Genomic DNA, 16321 nt, shown 5'->3' with positions numbered 1-16321 from the left:
AAATGGGTGCTTTTGTAATTAGTAAAAGATTTAATGATGAATATAAATTTGTATTTACTTCCAGGAAAGGGAAAGTGATTTTTACTAGTTTGAGCTATGAGTTGAAATTTGAGTGCGAAGAGGATATTGAGAAATTTAAAGTAAATATTGAGCAGGCTAGATTTTTGAAATTTAAAGGCTCGGGAGGAAAGTATTTTTTTAAATTGATGTTGGGTGAGCTTCACTTCGCTACAAGTCGAAAATATACAACAGAATTGCTTTTGCAAAAGGGAATAAAAGAAATTGTTGCTTATGCTTCGCGATCAGAAATTTTAGATTTCTCTTCCAGTGAATCGATTTTTGAGGATGAAGAAGTGGTTGAAGATGAAATGGAGTGAGAAAATAAATTCCAATATTTAAAAATCCAAATTCCGGTAATACAATGTGTGTAATTGGAATTTGGATTTTTTTTATATTGGAATTTATTAAATTTTGAGCAAAAAAAAACCATCTCTAGGATGGTTTTAAAATTTTTAGAACTAAGTTCTAATTATTTTTTTACTTCTTCTACTTTAGCAGCAGCAGAGTCAACTTTAGCAGCAGCAGAGTCAACAGTTGCAGCAGCAGAATCAACTACAGCAGCAGCAGAATCAACAGCAACAGCAGTAGAGTCTACAGCTGGCTCAGCAGCAGCATCAGCTTTTTTACAAGAAACAACAGTTAAAACAGCAACAACAGCTAAACTTAAAAATACTTTTTTCATCTTACTTTATTATAAAAGGTTAATTATTAATTCGTGGCAAAGATATAAATTTTTTAATATGTAAAATATTTTTTCACTTTTTTTTTAAAATATTTTCCTTACTCACGATTATCTTAGTTATCAAAGAATATGCCAAAATACTAAAAAAATGTTATATTATTGATTTTTTCGTCTTAATTATTTTTTGTTGAATATTCCATAAGAGAATTGGCTATTTCGATTCTCTTATTTACAGTTTATTTTGCTTTTGGTTGATTATTGTATAAGCGTGTGGAGTTAAAATAATGCGATTTAAGCGATTTTTAGGTTGAGTTTGGTACGGAAATCTGTTTTTGTTGCTTTTGGGCTCTTACAAAACGATTTTCATTATGCTTTCGGTGGCGCCTTTGTTGTCTTGAATATATGACTTACAGATTTGGCTTTTTTCTTTTAGATATTTTTCATCTAAAAGTAAACGGTCAAAACTTTGTTTTAACTCTGCATCATTAGAAACTACAATACAACCTCCGATTTTTACCAATTTAACAGCTTCTGCAAAATTCGAATAATTGGGTCCAATTACAATCGGGATTCCAAATGTCGCAGGTTCTAAAATGTTATGAATGCCAGGATTTCCAAATCCTCCACCAACATAAGCGATGGTTCCATAACTATATATTTTTGTCAATAAGCCAATGGTATCTATAATAAAGACATTAAATTTTGATAAGTCGGAAACACTATCTTTTTCAGAGAACAAAACCGTTGCCTTTGTAATTTGAGATTTTAAACTTGAAATCTGGTCTTGTTTGATGTTATGTGGAGCAATAATAAATTTTACATTCTCTGAAGTCTGATTAATATATTCGGCTAATAAAGCTTCATCTTTTGGCCAGGAACTTCCAATAACGATGGTTGGAGTATTGTTTTTGAATTTTTCAATAAAAACGACAGTGTTATCTCTTTCTAAAATTGCTGCAACCCGGTCAAAACGAGTGTCGCCGGAAACAATAACATTTTTAAATCCGATAGCTTCAATTTTTTCTTTTGATTTTTCATTCTGTACAAAAAAATAGGTAAAAGCTGTTAATGCTTTTCGGTAAAAACCGCCATACCATTTAAAAAACATCTGATTGTCTCTGAAAATTCCGGAAATCAAATAAGTTGGAATTTTGTTGTTTTCCAATTCTTTTAAATAATTCAGCCAAAATTCATATTTAATAAAAAAGGCTAATTCAGGATGTGCTAATTGCAGAAATTTTTTGGCGTTACTTTTAGTATCCACTGGCAAATAAATAGTAACATCAGCAACATTGTTGTTTTTGCGGACTTCATAACCCGAAGGAGAGAAAAAAGTAACAATGATTTTATGTGAAGGGTATTTTTCTTTGATTTTTTCGATCACTGGCAAACCTTGTTCATATTCTCCAAGTGACGCAGAATGAAACCATATTGTTTTATCTGTTGGTTTTATTTTTTCTTCTAAGATAGTAAATACATCTTTTCTTCCTTCAACAAAAAGCTTGATTTTCGGACTAAAAAGTGCTACAATTTTCAGAAAAACCCCCGCAATAGAAACGACTAAATTGTATAGAAAAAGCATATATTTAATTTTGGCGCTAAATTACGCTTCTTTCGATTATTTTCATTGCCCAAAGGTATTAAATAACTATTTTTGTTCTTCGTTTTCGAGATTGGTTTTAAAATCTAATCTCAAAGTTTTAAATAAATAAAGACAAATGAAAAAAATTCAAATGGTTGACTTAAAAAGTCAATACGAGAAAATAAAATCTACCGTTGATGCCTCAATTCAGGAAGTTTTAGATACAAATACTTATATAAACGGACCGTTGGTTCATCAGTTTCAAAAAAATCTTGAAGATTATTTAGGGGCAAAACATGTAATTCCGTGTGCAAATGGTACTGATGCATTGCAAATAGCCATGATGGGTCTGGATTTAAAACCGGGTGATGAGGTAATTACTGCCGATTTTACTTTTGCAGCTACTGTTGAGGTAATCGCTTTGTTGCAATTAACGCCAGTTTTAGTTGATGTTGATATGACGAATATGAATATTGATATCGAGGCAATTAAAAAAGCGATTACACCAAAAACAAAAGCAATTGTTCCGGTGCATTTATTTGGCCGTGCAGCGAATATGGATGCAATTATGGAAATTGCTGCCGAACATAATTTATATGTAATTGAAGATAATGCACAGGCAATTGGAGCTGATTATATTTCTAAATCAGGGACAAAAAGCAAAGTTGGTGTAATTGGACACGTTGCTGCAACGTCATTTTTTCCTTCTAAAAACTTAGGTTGTTATGGAGATGGTGGAGCAATTTTTACTAATGATGATAAATTAGCGCACATTATCCGTGGAATTGTAAATCACGGAATGTATGAGCGTTATCATCATGATGTTGTAGGTGTAAATTCACGTTTAGATAGTATTCAGGCAGGGGTTTTAAACGCAAAATTGCCGCTTTTAGATGAATATAATGCAGCACGTCGTTTGGCAGCTTCAAAATACAATGCAGCTTTTGCCGGAAATGCACACATTATCACACCAGAATTTGATGCAAACGAAAATGATCATGTTTTTCATCAATATGTGTTGAGAATTGTTGATGCAGACAGAAATGCTTTAATGCAACATTTGTTGGATAAAGGAATTCCATGTGCAATTTACTATCCAATTCCGTTGCATTCACAAAAAGCTTATGTTGATACTCGTTATAAAGAAGAGCAATTTCCGGTAACCAATCAATTAGTAAAAGAAGTTATTGCTTTACCAATGCACACTGAACTTGATGATGAGCAAATTAAATTTATTACAGATTCTGTTTTAGAATTTTTAAATAAATAAATTATGAAGAAATTAGGTGTTTTAATTTTGATGTTTCTTATTCAGTTTTCGGGCTTTGCCCAAAAATCAAATACCAAAGATGAAACGGCTGTAGGTAATCAGGTTGAAGTTTTGCGTAAAGCAATGATTGATGCTGATGGAACTAAATTAAAATCGCTGACTTCTGAAAAATTGGATTATGTTCATTCGAATGGTAATTTTCAAAATCAGGCAGAATTTATAGATGGAATTGTTAGCGGAAAATCAGATTTTGAAACTATTGAATTTCAGGATCAAACCATAACAATTCAGAATGGTGTTGCGATAGTGAGACATGTCCTTGCAGCGCATACCAAAGATGGAGGCGGTGATAAAGATATTAAAATCGGAATAATGCTTGTTTGGCAAAAACAAAAGAATAATTGGATTCTTATTGCAAGGCAGGCTTACAAATTAACTACATAAAAAACAACCAAAAAAATGAAAGTATTAGTAACAGGAGGATTAGGATTTATTGGTTCTCACACCGTTGTCGAATTGCAAAATGAAGGCTTTGAAGTTGTGATAATTGATAATCTTTCGAATTCTTCAGAAGATGTTTTACAAGGAATTACAAACATTACAGGAAAAACACCTTTATTCGAAAAGTTAGATTTAAGAGAAAAAGCGTCAGTTCAGGATTTCTTTAAAAAACACAGCGATGTTACAGGGGTAATTCATTTTGCAGCTTCAAAAGCGGTTGGAGAAAGTGTTGAAAATCCGTTGTTGTATTACGAAAACAACATCAGCAGTTTGGTTTATCTTTTACAGGAATTACAGCAAAAAACTGAAGCAAGTTTTATTTTCAGTTCGTCTTGTACTGTTTACGGTCAAGCCGAAAAAATGCCAATTACCGAAGATGCTCCCGTGCAGGCAGCAATGTCTCCATATGGAAATACCAAGCAAATTGGAGAAGAAATTATAACAGACACTACTAAAGTAACTAATATAAGCGCAATTTTATTGCGTTATTTTAACCCGGTGGGAGCGCATTCTTCCAATGAAATTGGAGAATTACCATTAGGCGTTCCTCAGAATTTAGTTCCTTTTATTACTCAAACTGGCATGGGACTACGTAAAGAGTTATCTGTTTTTGGAGATGATTATCCAACTCCTGATGGAACTGCAGTTCGTGATTACATTCACGTAGTAGATTTGGCAAAAGCACACGTTATTGCATTACAGCGTTTATTCAATAAAAAGAATTTACAAAAAGTAGAAACTTTTAATTTAGGAACCGGAAAAGGAAGTTCAGTTCTTGAAGTAATCAATAGTTTCGAAAAAGTAAGCGATAAAAAATTACCATACAAAATTATGCCGCGTCGTGAAGGTGATATTACTGAAGCGTATGCTAATACAGATAAAGCAAATAATGTTTTAGGCTGGAAAGCAGAATTAAGTTTAGACGAAGCAATGGCAAGCGCCTGGAAATGGGAACAAAAAGTTCGTTCTTAATTTTTAGTTTTCAGTCTCGGTCGCAGTTTTCAGTCGAAAAACTAACGTAAAAAAATCCCAAATGATTATCATTTGGGATTTTTATTTTGATTCGATTTATTTTGTAAATTTGTAAGATTAAAATGTAGGAATGATGGATTCAGAAAAAAATAATAAAAAAAATAATAAGGTTGAGGAGCCTAGAGTAGAATATGAAGTTCAGAAACCTAAATTTAAAGGAATAGACCGCGAGACTTTTGATTTTGATGCTGAGTTTGCAAAAGGATTAACACCAGAGGAATTTAAAGCTGAAATGTCTAAAAGAATAAAAGCATATCCTTGGAAAAAATAATTTTTGAAAAGGTAGTTCTAGAATATTTTGATGATCTAGTTTTTTCGCTTTTTGAAGACGAATATTTTGGTTTCCCTGAATCGGCACAAAATTATGTCGATAAAATAGTTGGTTTTGTTATTTCGAGTGTTTCCAGTTTTCCTCACAAGAAAACTCCAATTGCACTTCAATATTTAGGTTTGAATTATATTTTTTATAAAACTAATGCCAGAACAACTTGGTATATCTTCTTTGAAAAAAGAAATCAAAATTATTTGATCACTGGAATCGTAAATAATTATTCTATTGAAGCGAAAGAACTTTAGTTAATGTCGGTCAAAAGTTGGTGGGATTTTTTGTGATTCAGTTTCTTTGTCAAATATCCAGGATATAATCCACCATCTATTTTCATCAAAATAAAGCTGAATACTGTTAATTCCTCTTCGGGCAACCGGACCATTCTTTACTAATCTCGTTTCGTATGTACTCCATACATGAGCAATGTTTCCGAATATTTGTACTTCGCGATTGATTTCGTTTTCATAAAACGCAGTTGTTAATACCATATCATCTGTTAATTTATGAAAATCACTGATGGGCATAACGGTCTGTTTAATTTCATCTTCTGAATTTACCGCAGGAAAGCAATAAATTGCCTTTGAATTATGAAGCGAAAGATCTCTTTTCCATTGCCTTTTTTCTCCAATATCTCCTGAAACTACTTCATAAGAAGCTTTTATGATCCCGTCTATTGAAGTTACGTCTTCTTTTAATGGATATTGAATCTCTTGTCCACTTAAGAATGCTGTATTTGCTATCATAATTAATGTGATTTTAAAAATTGATTTTATCATTGCTGCGTTTTTAGGTTCAGGCAAATAAAATCATAGCAAATCGTATAAGAAACTTTTTTATACAGATGTGGGTAAATAGTATGCAGGCACAGTCTTTTTTTATGTTGATAGTTACAGCATGAATTTATTGATTGCTTTTGTTAGGCAATCTTTATAAGTCTTGCCAATAGTTATTTTATTTCCTTTGGCCATAATATGATTGTCTTCTATGCTATCTATATTGGTTAAGTTGATTATAAATGAATTGTGAACCCTCATAAATTCATTAGGTAATACATCTATTAAGTCTTTTAAAGATTTGTAATAGGTGTGTTTGATATTTTCTATTGTTATAATCTGAACATAGTTTCCAAGGCCTTTAATTACCGCTATGGAATCAAAATGTAGTTTTACAATTTTTTTATCCGTTTTTATGAATGTAAATTTTTCTTTCATCATATTTAATCTCATTTTAAGGGATTGAGATTCTGGAGTAAATTTAATTGGTTTTATATAAAAAATCCTCATAAACAAGCTGTTCATGAGGATTTTATTTATATCGTCAATAACTGAAAACTGAAACTGCGACTGATTACTAAAAATTAAGCATTCGCCGTAACCGCTTCCTTGTCGATTTTATTAATCAAACCTGCTAACACTTTTCCGGGACCAACTTCAGTAAATAAAGTAGCGCCGTCAGCAATCATTTGCTGTACAGATTGTGTCCATTTTACAGGAGCAGTCAATTGTATAATTAAGTTCTTTTTGATTTCGTTTGCATCAGAAACTGCATTTGCAGTTACGTTTTGGTAAACGGGACAAATAGGAGTAGAGAAAGTTGTAGCTTCAATTGCAGCTGCTAATTCTTCTCTTGCTGGTTCCATCATTGGAGAGTGAAATGCTCCTCCAACAGGTAAAATTAAAGCACGTTTTGCTCCTGCGGCTTTCATCGCTTCACAAGCTTTTTCAACTGCTGAAGTTTCTCCTGAAATTACTAATTGTCCAGGACAGTTATAATTTGCAGCAACAACAATTCCATCAATAGAAGCACAAACTTCTTCAACGATATTATCAGCTAATCCTAAAACTGCAGCCATTGTAGACGGAGTAATTTCGCAGGCTTTTTGCATTGCCAAAGCACGTTGTGAAACTAATTTCAAACCATCTTCAAAAGATAAAGTTCCGTTGGCAACCAATGCTGAAAATTCACCTAAAGAATGTCCTGCAACCATTTCTGGTTTAAAATCTTCTCCTAAAGTTTTAGCTAAAATTACCGAATGTAAAAATACTGCCGGCTGTGTAACTTTAGTTTCTTTTAGTTCTTCGGCAGTACCTTCAAACATAATATCTGTAATTCTAAAGCCTAAAATTTCGTTAGCTTTTTCGAATAATGCTGCGGCTAAAGCCGATGATTCATATAAGTCTTTGCCCATTCCTGTAAACTGTGCGCCCTGACCTGGAAATACGTATGCCTTCATTTGTCTAATTTATTTTTTTATTTTTTTTGAAATTGAAAATTAGTTTCAATTGAAAGGCAAAAATAGTATTTTTTTAGCTCGTATAATCCTTAAACATATAAATCCATGCTAATCTTGAAAATCGGAGATTGAAAGAAGTGAGTAAGGTAATTACAACAGCAATAATGGGAATGATTCGTAAATCGAATGTTTGGTCGAAGAAAAACTGAGCAATACAATAAGTAGCAATACCTTGTGCAACTGTCAGTCCGTAGTTTACGTACATTGCTCCAAAGAAATACCCTGGTTCTTTTTGGAATTTGTAGTTACAATGACTGCAATATTCATTCATTTTTGGAAGACCAAAATTCAGGAAAATGTTTTTGTCTTTAAAAACTTTTCCTTTATGACAAACTGGACATTCGTTGCTTAAAATATGAGTTAATGTATTTGACATGACTTTGTTGTTTTTAGATATACAAAGGTAATTTGGAGTAGGATAAAAGTCTTTTTTATATCTTCGCTTATTATAGCACAATAAAGACATTTGTCATGAAGAAATATCCCGTTTATAGTGTTCAGAATTTTAGCTGTAATGATGTTCATCGCGATTTTTATGTCAATACTTTTGCTGAACATTTAAAAAGCCACAGTTTTGTAGAAGAACCGCATCGGCATGATTCGTATTTAATGGTGTTTTTTACAAATGGATCCGGATTGCATGAAGTCGATTTTGATCAATTCGAAATAAAAAGAGGAAGTTTGTTTGTTCTTCAGCCGGGACAAATGCATCACTGGAGTCTGTCTGAAGATATTGAAGGTTTTGTGATTATCTTTTCGCAGGAACTTTATAATTTATATTTTGGACAGAAAAAAATCAACGAGTATAATTTTTATCATTCTATTCACAATCGGCCCGAAATGGTTTTTGAAGAAAATGAAATGCTAAAAATCTTACCGTATTTTGATTTACTCATTCAGGAGAATAATCAGAATAATAAATTGCAATTGGATAAAATGCTTAATTTGCTTGATTGTATTCACATTGAAATTTCCCGAAAATACAGTGAAACGTATTCGCATCAAACACATTCGTACAATATTAAAATCAACAAATTTGAATTGCTTTTGGAGCAATATTTCAGACAAGAGAAATTGCCTTCTTTTTATGCAGAAAAATTAAATATCACATTAAAACATTTAAATAGAATCTGCAATGAAATTCTGCAAAAGACAGCCACAGAAGTCATTATGGATCGCGTGATTCTGGAAATAAAACGAATGTTAATCGATAAACAATTGGCTGTAAATGAAGTGGCTTTTGCTGTCGGCTACGAAGATTATTCTTATTTCTCGAGATTTTTCAAAAAACAAACAGGAATGTCTCCCACAGAATTTCGGAATACTTTGCGATGATTTTTTTGTCTGCCACGAATTTCCCGAATTTCCACGAATTAATTTTTTATAGATTTTGTACATAAAAAAATTAGTGAAAATTAGTGAAATTCGTGGCAAACCCAAAAAAAAGAAAAAACCCTGCACTTTCTAAAAAGTACGGGGTTTTTAACTAACCAAATTAAAACCTATTTTTTATAAGATTAAGCTTGTTTTGCAAATTGTAATTCAATGTTCAAACGAACTTCTTCTCCAACTAAAACACCACCAGTTTCAAGAGCTGAGTTCCAGTTTAATCCCCAATCTTTACGATTGATTTTGCCTTCAATGTTTAAACCTACTTTAGTATTTCCCCAAGGATCAGTCATAGTTCCGCTAAATTCTACAGGAAATTTTACTGTTTTTGAAACACCTTTGATAGCTAAATCTCCAGTTAATTCATATTCGCCATCATTGATTTTTTTGAATGATGAACCTTTGAAATTTAATTTTGGATGATTTTCAGCATCAAAGAAATCTCCACTTCTTAAATGACCATCTCTGTCTGCATTTGCAGTGTCAATAGAAGCGATATCTCCGGAAAATTGGATATCAGCATTTTCGAAGTTATCTCCTTCTGTAGTAATTGTTGCGTCGTATGCTCCAAATTTACCTGAAACATTTGTAAACATCATGTGTTTAACTTTAAAACCAATTTCTGAATGTGTTGGGTCAATTGACCATTTTGTAGTTGCCATAATTTTTATTTTTAAATAATTAATTTCATTTTGATAGGACAAAGTTACGGTGGTAGTAAGCGTAACGCACTTAACCTAGATTAAGAAATAAAAAATGTGTTTTTTTATTTCTTAAATTGATTGTCTAAAAAAAAACAATTCTCAATTAGGTTAAAATTATCCTATAGGAAAAGGTTAATAAAAAAAGAAACGATAATAATCTGAATTTCAAATTGATTACCGTTTCTTGAAAAAAAAGTATTAGTTGTGTTGTATGAATTAATAGTTCATCGGAATGTCCATCAATAAGAATTCAGCATCCGTATTTGCTTTTATGTTTAAAACATCAGTACCTGAAATTCCAACAGCATCACGAGTGTTTAATTCCTGACCATTGATAGTTACGTTTCCTTTTAAAATGAAAGCGTAAACGCCATTTCCTTCTTTTTGAATTTTATATTCTGTTGCAATTCCGGCATCAAAATTACCCATATTGAACCAGGCGTCCTGATGAATCCAAACGCCTTCATCGTCAGCATTTGGTGATAAAATTTGAGATAATTTATTGTGTCTGTCCGCCACGTCCAAAGTAATTTGTTGGTAACGAGGTGCAACATTTCTTTTATTTGGAAACAACCAGATTTGCAATAATTTTGTTTGCTGATCTGCATTTGGGTTAAACTCACTGTGTTGAACTCCGGTTCCGGCACTCATAACCTGAATATCACCATTTTTAATGATTTCAGTATTTCCCATGCTGTCTTTATGTGCTAAATCGCCTTCTAACGGAATTGTAATGATTTCCATATTATCGTGCGGATGCGTTCCAAAACCCATTCCGCCCGCAATCGTATCATCGTTCAAAACACGAAGCGCTCCAAACTGAATTCTATCCGGATTGTACCAGCTTGCAAAACTAAAACTGTGATAAGCATTAAGCCATCCGTGATTTGCATTTCCTCTTGTTTCTGCTTTATGTAATACTATATTTTCCATGATGTATGTGTTTTGTTATTTTTATAGTACAAATTTACGATCAACATGGAGGAAAAGCACTTAATGTAGATTAAGAAAAAAGGGGCTAAGGTTCTGAGGGGCTAAGTCGCTTAGGTTTTTCTTTTGACCAAAATAAAAGAAAGTCCCAGCGGGACAATATGTTTATAGAAAATGATTGATTCTAATCATCAAGCCCCATTGGGGCGAAATGTTACTATTGGGAAAAATATCGCTACGCTGAATCTTTGATGTTGCATTGGATATTTTCTAAGGTTTTTTCTGGAGCAGAAATTTTGGTTTTCAAAAGGCGTCTAGTCCCGCTATCCGTTTCAATTTTTTGTGCCGAACCCCGGCACAAAAGGATTTCCACTTCTATCGGGGCTAAATTAGAAGTTTTATTTTTATAAGAAGGTGCAAAGGTTTAAAGTTGCAGAGGTTCAAAGCTTTTTTGTGCTGAATCATTATTTGAAAGTAATAAACCTGAATTATTTAATCCGAATCAATTTGCCTTTTCCAACCACTTCATCAAGGTAATTAGCAGCCGAACTTTGCTTATCATGCATATAAAATGGAATAGTATCTTTTTTGATTTGATCTTTAGAAATACTAATAATTAAATCAGTATTTATGAAATTTTCCAGGAGTATTATATTTCCATAAGAGATTTTTCCTTTTGGCATGTACTTGCTATCAAACACAAAAACACTATCGTTAAAAGTGATTTTATCTCTTTGGACATACGAGTTATTGTCTTCTATTAAATAATTATAACGGCCATTAAGTTTATCTGTTTTCTGGTTTAAGCTAATAGAAAGCAGCGTTACTATTATAAATAAATATTTCATGTTTTCTAACTATATTGGTTAATAAACTGCTGCACAACGGCATCCGTATTCTCGTGGCGTTTTTTCTGTTCTAAAGCAATCGGCGGTGCAGCTCGCTCCAAACAATTTTTTACATCACAGGTTTCACAGGTTACGCCTACAATTCGTTTTACGAGAGGTTTTCCTTCGATGAATTTGAATTTCTTTTTCATTGTCGGATTAATTAAAATACCAACAGAAATACTTCGGATAGTATCGTGTAAAAAAGGATCTTTTGTAGCCGATGAAAAAACCAAATATTCATTACCACTGTGAATATAACTTGAAATTTGGGCGTCAAAGAAATGTGGTTTATTTTGTCTGATGGCCTCGTTTATAGTTTTTACTGAAACCCATCTTCTGCAATAATGCTCATTGGTTTCATTCGCATGCGGTTCTTGCTGATTGGTAATGTGTAATTCTTTTTTGATTTGATAAATATCCGAGCCAAGCGGATGCGACATTCTTAAAAAGAATAAATTTTTTAGCTGAAAGTCTTTTGGAAGCAAATTGGTTAACCTCTGATAAAAGGATTCCGGAGAAACCTCAAAACTTTCAATCAAAGCAACAAATTCCTCTGGATTTGGATTTGCATTTTCAAGGAAACGATTGATTTTGCTGACCATAGATTGTCGCGGCAATAATAAAGCACCTGCAAAATAAGAAGCATAAAAATTGTGTAGAACCTGATCGAAATTTTCAAATTTAATCCAGCTGAAAGTCAGCAGACGATCTGAAATTTTTAAATAATTATAAGCAATTTCCTTAGCTAATATAAAAGCTTTCTGTGGTTCATCTATTTCTGTTGAAAGTAATAAAGTCTTGCTTTTTGGAACATAGATAGAGCGTAAATCTCCCAAAGCTTCCTGATCTGTAAAAGCGATTTCCTTAATTATATAATCGTATTCTTCTTTTAAAATCGCTTCTAATTCTTCAATAGTGATTTTTGAATCTAAATTGATCTGAAAGGATTTCGAAAATGCGATTACCTTCTCTTCTAAATCTTCAAAATAATTACTGTGCGCTTCCTGATAAGAACGCAATGCAGCCAGAAAGAAACTTTCTCTGCTTAAGTTATAATGCTGGGCAATTTCGATAATGGTACTGATAAACGCATTGACCTTGGCTGGAGCATTGGCGATTATATCAATTAAATCGGCTTCCTGAATGCCAAAAAGCTCAAGCGGAATCTCTTTTAAAATTCCGGATTTTAAAATTTCTCCGATCGGAGCGAGGTTATTATCGAGTTTTAGGGATACTAATTGATCGTAAGGAACATCCAAATGTGCGCACAAAAGTAAAATTTTATCTGTTTTTGGATATTTTTTTCCCTTTTCAATTTCGTTTAAATACGATTTTGAAAGATTTGTCAATTTGGCTAAGCCAAAAAGGGAGAGATTTTTTTGAGTTCGAACCTGCTTTAGTTTTAGCCCAAATATCAGCTTTATATAGTCTTTTTCGATATCCATGATTCAAATATAACCATTAAAAAAATAATCGCCAAAAAATTATTTTTAATATTTAGCGAACGTTCGCTTGTTTTGTAGAAAACTTTTTTCTAATATTGTGGTGTAGAAATTATTAGATAACAGATTGTCATAGTTATATCTTTTGAAAAAGATATTAAACGATGCAATTGTTGCTAATTAAAATAAAATTCACAGCTATGAAAAACCAATTAGAGATTACCGAGACGGCAATGGAATTTTTAGCCGAAAAGAACCTTTCTTATCCAAGTATTTGGACAGAAGAAGCAATTGCTTTTATAACCGATTTGCATCGAAAATTCGAATCGCAACGAAAATTGTTGCTGTTGCAACGCGACCAAAAGCAAGTCGCTCTGAATCTTGGTATAATGCCTTCTTTTCCTTCAGAAACTAAAACCGTTAGAGAAAGTAATTGGACAGCTGGAGAAATTCCGAAAGATTTATTAGACAGGAGAGTGGAGATTACCGGACCAGTTGATCGCAAAATGATTATCAACGCATTGAATTCTGGAGCCAAAACCTTTATGGCCGATTTTGAAGACAGCACTTCTCCAACCTGGCAAAATTTGATGGAAGGACAAATGAACTTAATTGATGCTGTAAACAAAACGATTTCTTATACCGATTCGGTTAAAAACAAATCGTATCAGTTAAATGAAAAAATAGCAACGTTGATTGTTCGTCCCAGAGGATTGCATTTGCCTGAAAAACATCTTTTAATTGATGGAAAGGAAGTTTCAGGTTCTTTGGTAGATTTTGGATTGTATGTTTTTCATAATCATAAAAAGCTTTTAGAAAACAATTCAGGACCGTATTTCTATATTCCAAAATTAGAACATTATCTGGAAACGCGTTGGTGGAATACCGTAATTGATTTTACCGAGAATTATTTAAGATTGAAAAGGGGAACTATAAAAGTGACGGTTTTAATTGAAACGATAACGGCAAGTTTTCAATTAGATGAAATTATCTACGAATTGAAAGAACATATTGTTGGCTTGAATTGTGGGCGTTGGGATTATATTTTCTCTTATATCAAGAAATTCGGTAAGAACGCGAAGTTCATTGTTCCGGATCGTGATCAGGTAAATATGACTTCACCTTTTATGAATGCCTATTCAAATTTGGTAATTCAGAGATGTCATAAAAGAGGAATTCATGCTATTGGCGGAATGGCCGCTCAAATTCCTATCAAAAATAATGAAGAAGCCAATGCACTTGCTTTCGCAAAAGTAAAAACCGACAAAGAGCGTGAAGTTCGAAACGGTCATGATGGAACCTGGGTAGCACATCCGGATTTAGTTTCCTTAGCAAAAGCTGTTTTTGATGCCGGAATGCCAACTGCAAATCAAATTCATATTAAAAGAGAACATCTCAAAATAACGGAGTCTGATTTGATCGAACCGCCAATCGGAATCATAACAGAAAACGGCGTTCGAAAAAATATCAACGTAGGTGTTTTGTATTTGGCTTCATGGCTGAACGGGCAAGGCGCAGCAGCGTTACATAATTTGATGGAAGATGCAGCAACCGCCGAAATTTCGAGATCGCAATTGTGGCAATGGCTTCAGCATAAAGTGACTTTAGATAATGACAGAAAATTAGATTTGGCTTATTACCACGAATTGGCTTTAGATGAATATCAAAAAATTAAATCGGAATTGGGAGAGGAAAACTACGAAAAACGTCAATTTCCTTTAGCTGAAAAAATATTGGAAAGATTAGTAGTAAATACTGATTTCGTAGACTTTTTGACTATTCCGTGCTACAAATATTTATAAAACTATTGATCTTATTTTTAAATACATAGAAAAAAAACTTTTTGAGTCTCAGCTGAATACTGAAAACCGAGACTGCAAACTTTACTTACTAACCAACTTAACTATATTATTTATGAAAACAACAGAAGACAGAATTCAGGAATTGATTAACGATTGGATCACGAACCCAAGATGGAAAGGTGTTGAACGTCCTTACACGGCGACAGAAGTAGTTACGCTTCAGGGTTCCTATCAAATTGAGCACTCTATTGCAAAAATGGGAGCGCAAAAATTATGGAGAAAGTTAAAAAGTCAGGATTATGTTGCTGGTTTGGGCGCATTGACAGGAAACCAGGCGATTCAGGAAGTCGATGCTGGTTTAGAAGCGATTTATTTAAGTGGCTGGCAAGTTGCGGCCGATGCAAATTTGGCTGGAGAAATGTACCCGGACCAATCGCTTTATCCGGTGAATAGTGTGCCAATGGTGGTTAAAAAAATTAATAATGCTTTGTTGCGTGCTGATCAAATTCAGACCGTAAATGAAGTTGAAGATAAAAAAGATTACTTAGTTCCTATTGTGGCTGATGCCGAAGCTGGTTTTGGGGGAAACCTAAATGCTTTCGAACTTATGAAATCTATGATTGAAGCTGGGGCTTCCGGAGTTCATTTTGAGGATCAGTTGAGTTCTGCCAAAAAATGTGGCCATTTAGGCGGTAAAGTTTTAGTTCCAACGCAGGAAGCCATTAATAAATTGATTGCCGCTCGTTTGGCAGCAGATGTTATGGGAGTTTCGACTTTAATTGTTGCAAGAACCGATGCTGATGCGGCTAATTTATTAACCAGCGATGCTGACCCAAGAGATGCAAAATTTATTACAGGTGAAAAAACAAACGAAGGTTTTTTCTATGTAAACAGCGGTATCGATCAGGGAATTGCAAGAGGTTTAAGTTATGCTCCTTATGCCGATTTAATTTGGATGGAAACAAGCAATCCGGATTTGGTTTATGCTAAAAAATTCGCTGATGCCATGCGAAAAGAATTCCCGGATAAAATGCTGGCATACAATTGTTCTCCGTCATTCAATTGGGCTGCAAAATTATCAGTTGCTGAAATGGAAACGTTCAGAGAAGATTTGGCAGCAATGGGGTATAAATTCCAGTTCATTACTTTGGCAGGATTCCATGCTTTGAATACCAGCATGTTCGAATTGTCAAAAGCTTACAAAGAACGTGGCATGGCAGGTTACTCTGAATTGCAGGAAAGAGAATTCGCGCTACAGAAAAGCGGATTCAGAGCAGTAAAACATCAGGCTTTTGTAGGGACTTCTTATTTTGATGCTGTACAGAATACGGTTATGATTGGAAAATCAACAATAACAGCGATGGAGCATTCTACGGAGGTTGAGCAATTTTAATTCAATAAAAAACACGGTTCTTG

General features: G+C 33.4%; 19 protein-coding genes. 9 read left to right on the top strand and 10 right to left on the bottom strand.

What is annotated here, in order from left to right:
• Positions 1-2 precede the first annotated feature (2 nt).
• On the top strand, positions 3-377 hold the full coding sequence (locus IHE43_RS22370) for a DUF1508 domain-containing protein (protein ID WP_192185941.1): 375 nt from the start codon (positions 3-5) through the stop codon (positions 375-377).
• Between the two features lie 152 nt (positions 378-529).
• On the opposite strand, the gene IHE43_RS22365 is transcribed toward IHE43_RS22370, so the two are convergent.
• Entirely contained in the window at positions 530-742 is a 213-nt protein-coding gene (locus IHE43_RS22365) for a hypothetical protein (protein ID WP_026985591.1), read from the bottom strand.
• A gap of 349 nt (positions 743-1091) precedes the next feature.
• On the bottom strand, positions 1092-2324 hold the full coding sequence (locus IHE43_RS22360) for a 3-deoxy-D-manno-octulosonic acid transferase (RefSeq protein ID WP_192185940.1): 1233 nt from the start codon (positions 2322-2324) through the stop codon (positions 1092-1094).
• Between the two features lie 136 nt (positions 2325-2460).
• Here IHE43_RS22360 and IHE43_RS22355 point away from each other — a divergent pair, with 136 nt between their 5' ends.
• The 5 genes from IHE43_RS22355 (at position 2461) to IHE43_RS22335 (ending at position 5703) form a co-directional block, all read left to right on the top strand.
• Positions 2461-3594 (top strand): DegT/DnrJ/EryC1/StrS aminotransferase family protein, encoded by a 1134-nt coding sequence (locus IHE43_RS22355; protein ID WP_192185939.1) that lies wholly within the window; start codon positions 2461-2463, stop codon positions 3592-3594.
• Between the two features lie 3 nt (positions 3595-3597).
• Positions 3598-4038 carry a nuclear transport factor 2 family protein gene (locus IHE43_RS22350; protein ID WP_192185938.1) on the top strand — a complete coding sequence of 147 codons (441 nt, stop codon included), beginning with the start codon at positions 3598-3600 and terminating at the stop codon, positions 4036-4038.
• 15 nt (positions 4039-4053) lie between these two features.
• Complete coding sequence (gene galE, locus IHE43_RS22345; RefSeq protein ID WP_192185937.1) at positions 4054-5067, top strand: UDP-glucose 4-epimerase GalE; 1014 nt, start codon at positions 4054-4056, stop codon at positions 5065-5067.
• A 130-nt stretch (positions 5068-5197) separates the two neighbouring features.
• On the top strand, positions 5198-5398 hold the full coding sequence (locus IHE43_RS22340; RefSeq protein WP_192185936.1) for a hypothetical protein: 201 nt from the start codon (positions 5198-5200) through the stop codon (positions 5396-5398).
• Positions 5386-5703, top strand: coding sequence for a hypothetical protein (locus IHE43_RS22335; RefSeq protein WP_192185935.1), 318 nt, complete (start codon positions 5386-5388; stop codon positions 5701-5703). The genes IHE43_RS22340 and IHE43_RS22335 overlap by 13 nt, the downstream gene beginning before the upstream one ends.
• Here the strand turns inward: IHE43_RS22335 and IHE43_RS22330 are convergent, their stop codons facing one another.
• The 4 genes from IHE43_RS22330 to IHE43_RS22315 all read right to left on the bottom strand — a co-directional run bounded on the left by IHE43_RS22330 (position 5704) and on the right by IHE43_RS22315 (position 8124).
• Positions 5704-6198, bottom strand: a complete 495-nt coding sequence (locus IHE43_RS22330) for a hypothetical protein (RefSeq protein WP_192185934.1) — start codon at positions 6196-6198, stop codon at positions 5704-5706.
• A gap of 144 nt (positions 6199-6342) precedes the next feature.
• Positions 6343-6669 carry a LytTR family DNA-binding domain-containing protein gene (locus IHE43_RS22325; RefSeq protein WP_192185933.1) on the bottom strand — a complete coding sequence of 109 codons (327 nt, stop codon included), beginning with the start codon at positions 6667-6669 and terminating at the stop codon, positions 6343-6345.
• Between the two features lie 143 nt (positions 6670-6812).
• Positions 6813-7688, bottom strand: coding sequence for an ACP S-malonyltransferase (gene fabD / locus IHE43_RS22320; RefSeq protein WP_115843444.1), 876 nt, complete (start codon positions 7686-7688; stop codon positions 6813-6815).
• Positions 7689-7761: 73 nt separating this feature from the next.
• Complete coding sequence (locus IHE43_RS22315; RefSeq protein ID WP_192185932.1) at positions 7762-8124, bottom strand: DUF983 domain-containing protein; 363 nt, start codon at positions 8122-8124, stop codon at positions 7762-7764.
• Between the two features lie 95 nt (positions 8125-8219).
• Here IHE43_RS22315 and IHE43_RS22310 point away from each other — a divergent pair, with 95 nt between their 5' ends.
• Positions 8220-9083: a helix-turn-helix domain-containing protein gene (locus IHE43_RS22310; RefSeq protein ID WP_192185931.1), complete on the top strand. Its 864-nt coding sequence runs from the start codon at positions 8220-8222 to the stop codon at positions 9081-9083.
• 182 nt (positions 9084-9265) lie between these two features.
• Here IHE43_RS22310 and IHE43_RS22305 read toward each other — a convergent pair whose 3' ends face one another.
• From IHE43_RS22305 to IHE43_RS22290, 4 genes are all read right to left on the bottom strand, one after another.
• Complete coding sequence (locus tag IHE43_RS22305; protein WP_192185930.1) at positions 9266-9799, bottom strand: YceI family protein; 534 nt, start codon at positions 9797-9799, stop codon at positions 9266-9268.
• Between the two features lie 258 nt (positions 9800-10057).
• Complete coding sequence (locus tag IHE43_RS22300; protein ID WP_192185929.1) at positions 10058-10774, bottom strand: pirin family protein; 717 nt, start codon at positions 10772-10774, stop codon at positions 10058-10060.
• 485 nt (positions 10775-11259) lie between these two features.
• The gene (locus IHE43_RS22295) at positions 11260-11619 is read right to left on the bottom strand and encodes a hypothetical protein (protein WP_192185928.1); all 360 of its coding nucleotides are present in this window, start codon (positions 11617-11619) and stop codon (positions 11260-11262) included.
• 5 nt (positions 11620-11624) lie between these two features.
• Positions 11625-13106, bottom strand: coding sequence for a helix-turn-helix domain-containing protein (locus IHE43_RS22290; RefSeq protein WP_192185927.1), 1482 nt, complete (start codon positions 13104-13106; stop codon positions 11625-11627).
• A 197-nt stretch (positions 13107-13303) separates the two neighbouring features.
• On the opposite strand from IHE43_RS22290, the gene aceB reads away from it, so the two are divergent.
• Positions 13304-14905, top strand: coding sequence for a malate synthase A (aceB, locus tag IHE43_RS22285; protein ID WP_192185926.1), 1602 nt, complete (start codon positions 13304-13306; stop codon positions 14903-14905).
• A 112-nt stretch (positions 14906-15017) separates the two neighbouring features.
• Complete coding sequence (gene aceA, locus IHE43_RS22280; protein ID WP_192185925.1) at positions 15018-16298, top strand: isocitrate lyase; 1281 nt, start codon at positions 15018-15020, stop codon at positions 16296-16298.
• Positions 16299-16321: the final 23 nt, after the last annotated feature.

This window comes from Flavobacterium sp. MDT1-60, from assembly GCF_014844035.1.
Lineage (GTDB): Bacteria > Bacteroidota > Bacteroidia > Flavobacteriales > Flavobacteriaceae > Flavobacterium.
This window is presented reverse-complemented; position numbering and strand designations above follow the sequence as displayed.

Excerpts from the sequence above, each read along its gene's own strand:
- IHE43_RS22370 (WP_192185941.1), top strand. The coding sequence starts at position 3 with ATGGGTGCTTTTGTAATTAGTAAAAGATTTAATGATGAATATAAATTT.
- IHE43_RS22365 (WP_026985591.1), bottom strand. The coding sequence starts at position 742 with ATGAAAAAAGTATTTTTAAGTTTAGCTGTTGTTGCTGTTTTAACTGTT.
- IHE43_RS22360 (WP_192185940.1), bottom strand. The coding sequence starts at position 2,324 with ATGCTTTTTCTATACAATTTAGTCGTTTCTATTGCGGGGGTTTTTCTG.
- IHE43_RS22355 (WP_192185939.1), top strand. The coding sequence starts at position 2,461 with ATGAAAAAAATTCAAATGGTTGACTTAAAAAGTCAATACGAGAAAATA.
- IHE43_RS22350 (WP_192185938.1), top strand. The coding sequence starts at position 3,598 with ATGAAGAAATTAGGTGTTTTAATTTTGATGTTTCTTATTCAGTTTTCG.
- galE (WP_192185937.1), top strand. The coding sequence starts at position 4,054 with ATGAAAGTATTAGTAACAGGAGGATTAGGATTTATTGGTTCTCACACC.
- IHE43_RS22340 (WP_192185936.1), top strand. The coding sequence starts at position 5,198 with ATGATGGATTCAGAAAAAAATAATAAAAAAAATAATAAGGTTGAGGAG.
- IHE43_RS22330 (WP_192185934.1), bottom strand. The coding sequence starts at position 6,198 with ATGATAGCAAATACAGCATTCTTAAGTGGACAAGAGATTCAATATCCA.
- IHE43_RS22325 (WP_192185933.1), bottom strand. The coding sequence starts at position 6,669 with ATGATGAAAGAAAAATTTACATTCATAAAAACGGATAAAAAAATTGTA.
- fabD (WP_115843444.1), bottom strand. The coding sequence starts at position 7,688 with ATGAAGGCATACGTATTTCCAGGTCAGGGCGCACAGTTTACAGGAATG.
- IHE43_RS22315 (WP_192185932.1), bottom strand. The coding sequence starts at position 8,124 with ATGTCAAATACATTAACTCATATTTTAAGCAACGAATGTCCAGTTTGT.
- IHE43_RS22310 (WP_192185931.1), top strand. The coding sequence starts at position 8,220 with ATGAAGAAATATCCCGTTTATAGTGTTCAGAATTTTAGCTGTAATGAT.
- IHE43_RS22305 (WP_192185930.1), bottom strand. The coding sequence starts at position 9,799 with ATGGCAACTACAAAATGGTCAATTGACCCAACACATTCAGAAATTGGT.
- IHE43_RS22300 (WP_192185929.1), bottom strand. The coding sequence starts at position 10,774 with ATGGAAAATATAGTATTACATAAAGCAGAAACAAGAGGAAATGCAAAT.
- IHE43_RS22295 (WP_192185928.1), bottom strand. The coding sequence starts at position 11,619 with ATGAAATATTTATTTATAATAGTAACGCTGCTTTCTATTAGCTTAAAC.
- IHE43_RS22290 (WP_192185927.1), bottom strand. The coding sequence starts at position 13,106 with ATGGATATCGAAAAAGACTATATAAAGCTGATATTTGGGCTAAAACTA.
- aceB (WP_192185926.1), top strand. The coding sequence starts at position 13,304 with ATGAAAAACCAATTAGAGATTACCGAGACGGCAATGGAATTTTTAGCC.
- aceA (WP_192185925.1), top strand. The coding sequence starts at position 15,018 with ATGAAAACAACAGAAGACAGAATTCAGGAATTGATTAACGATTGGATC.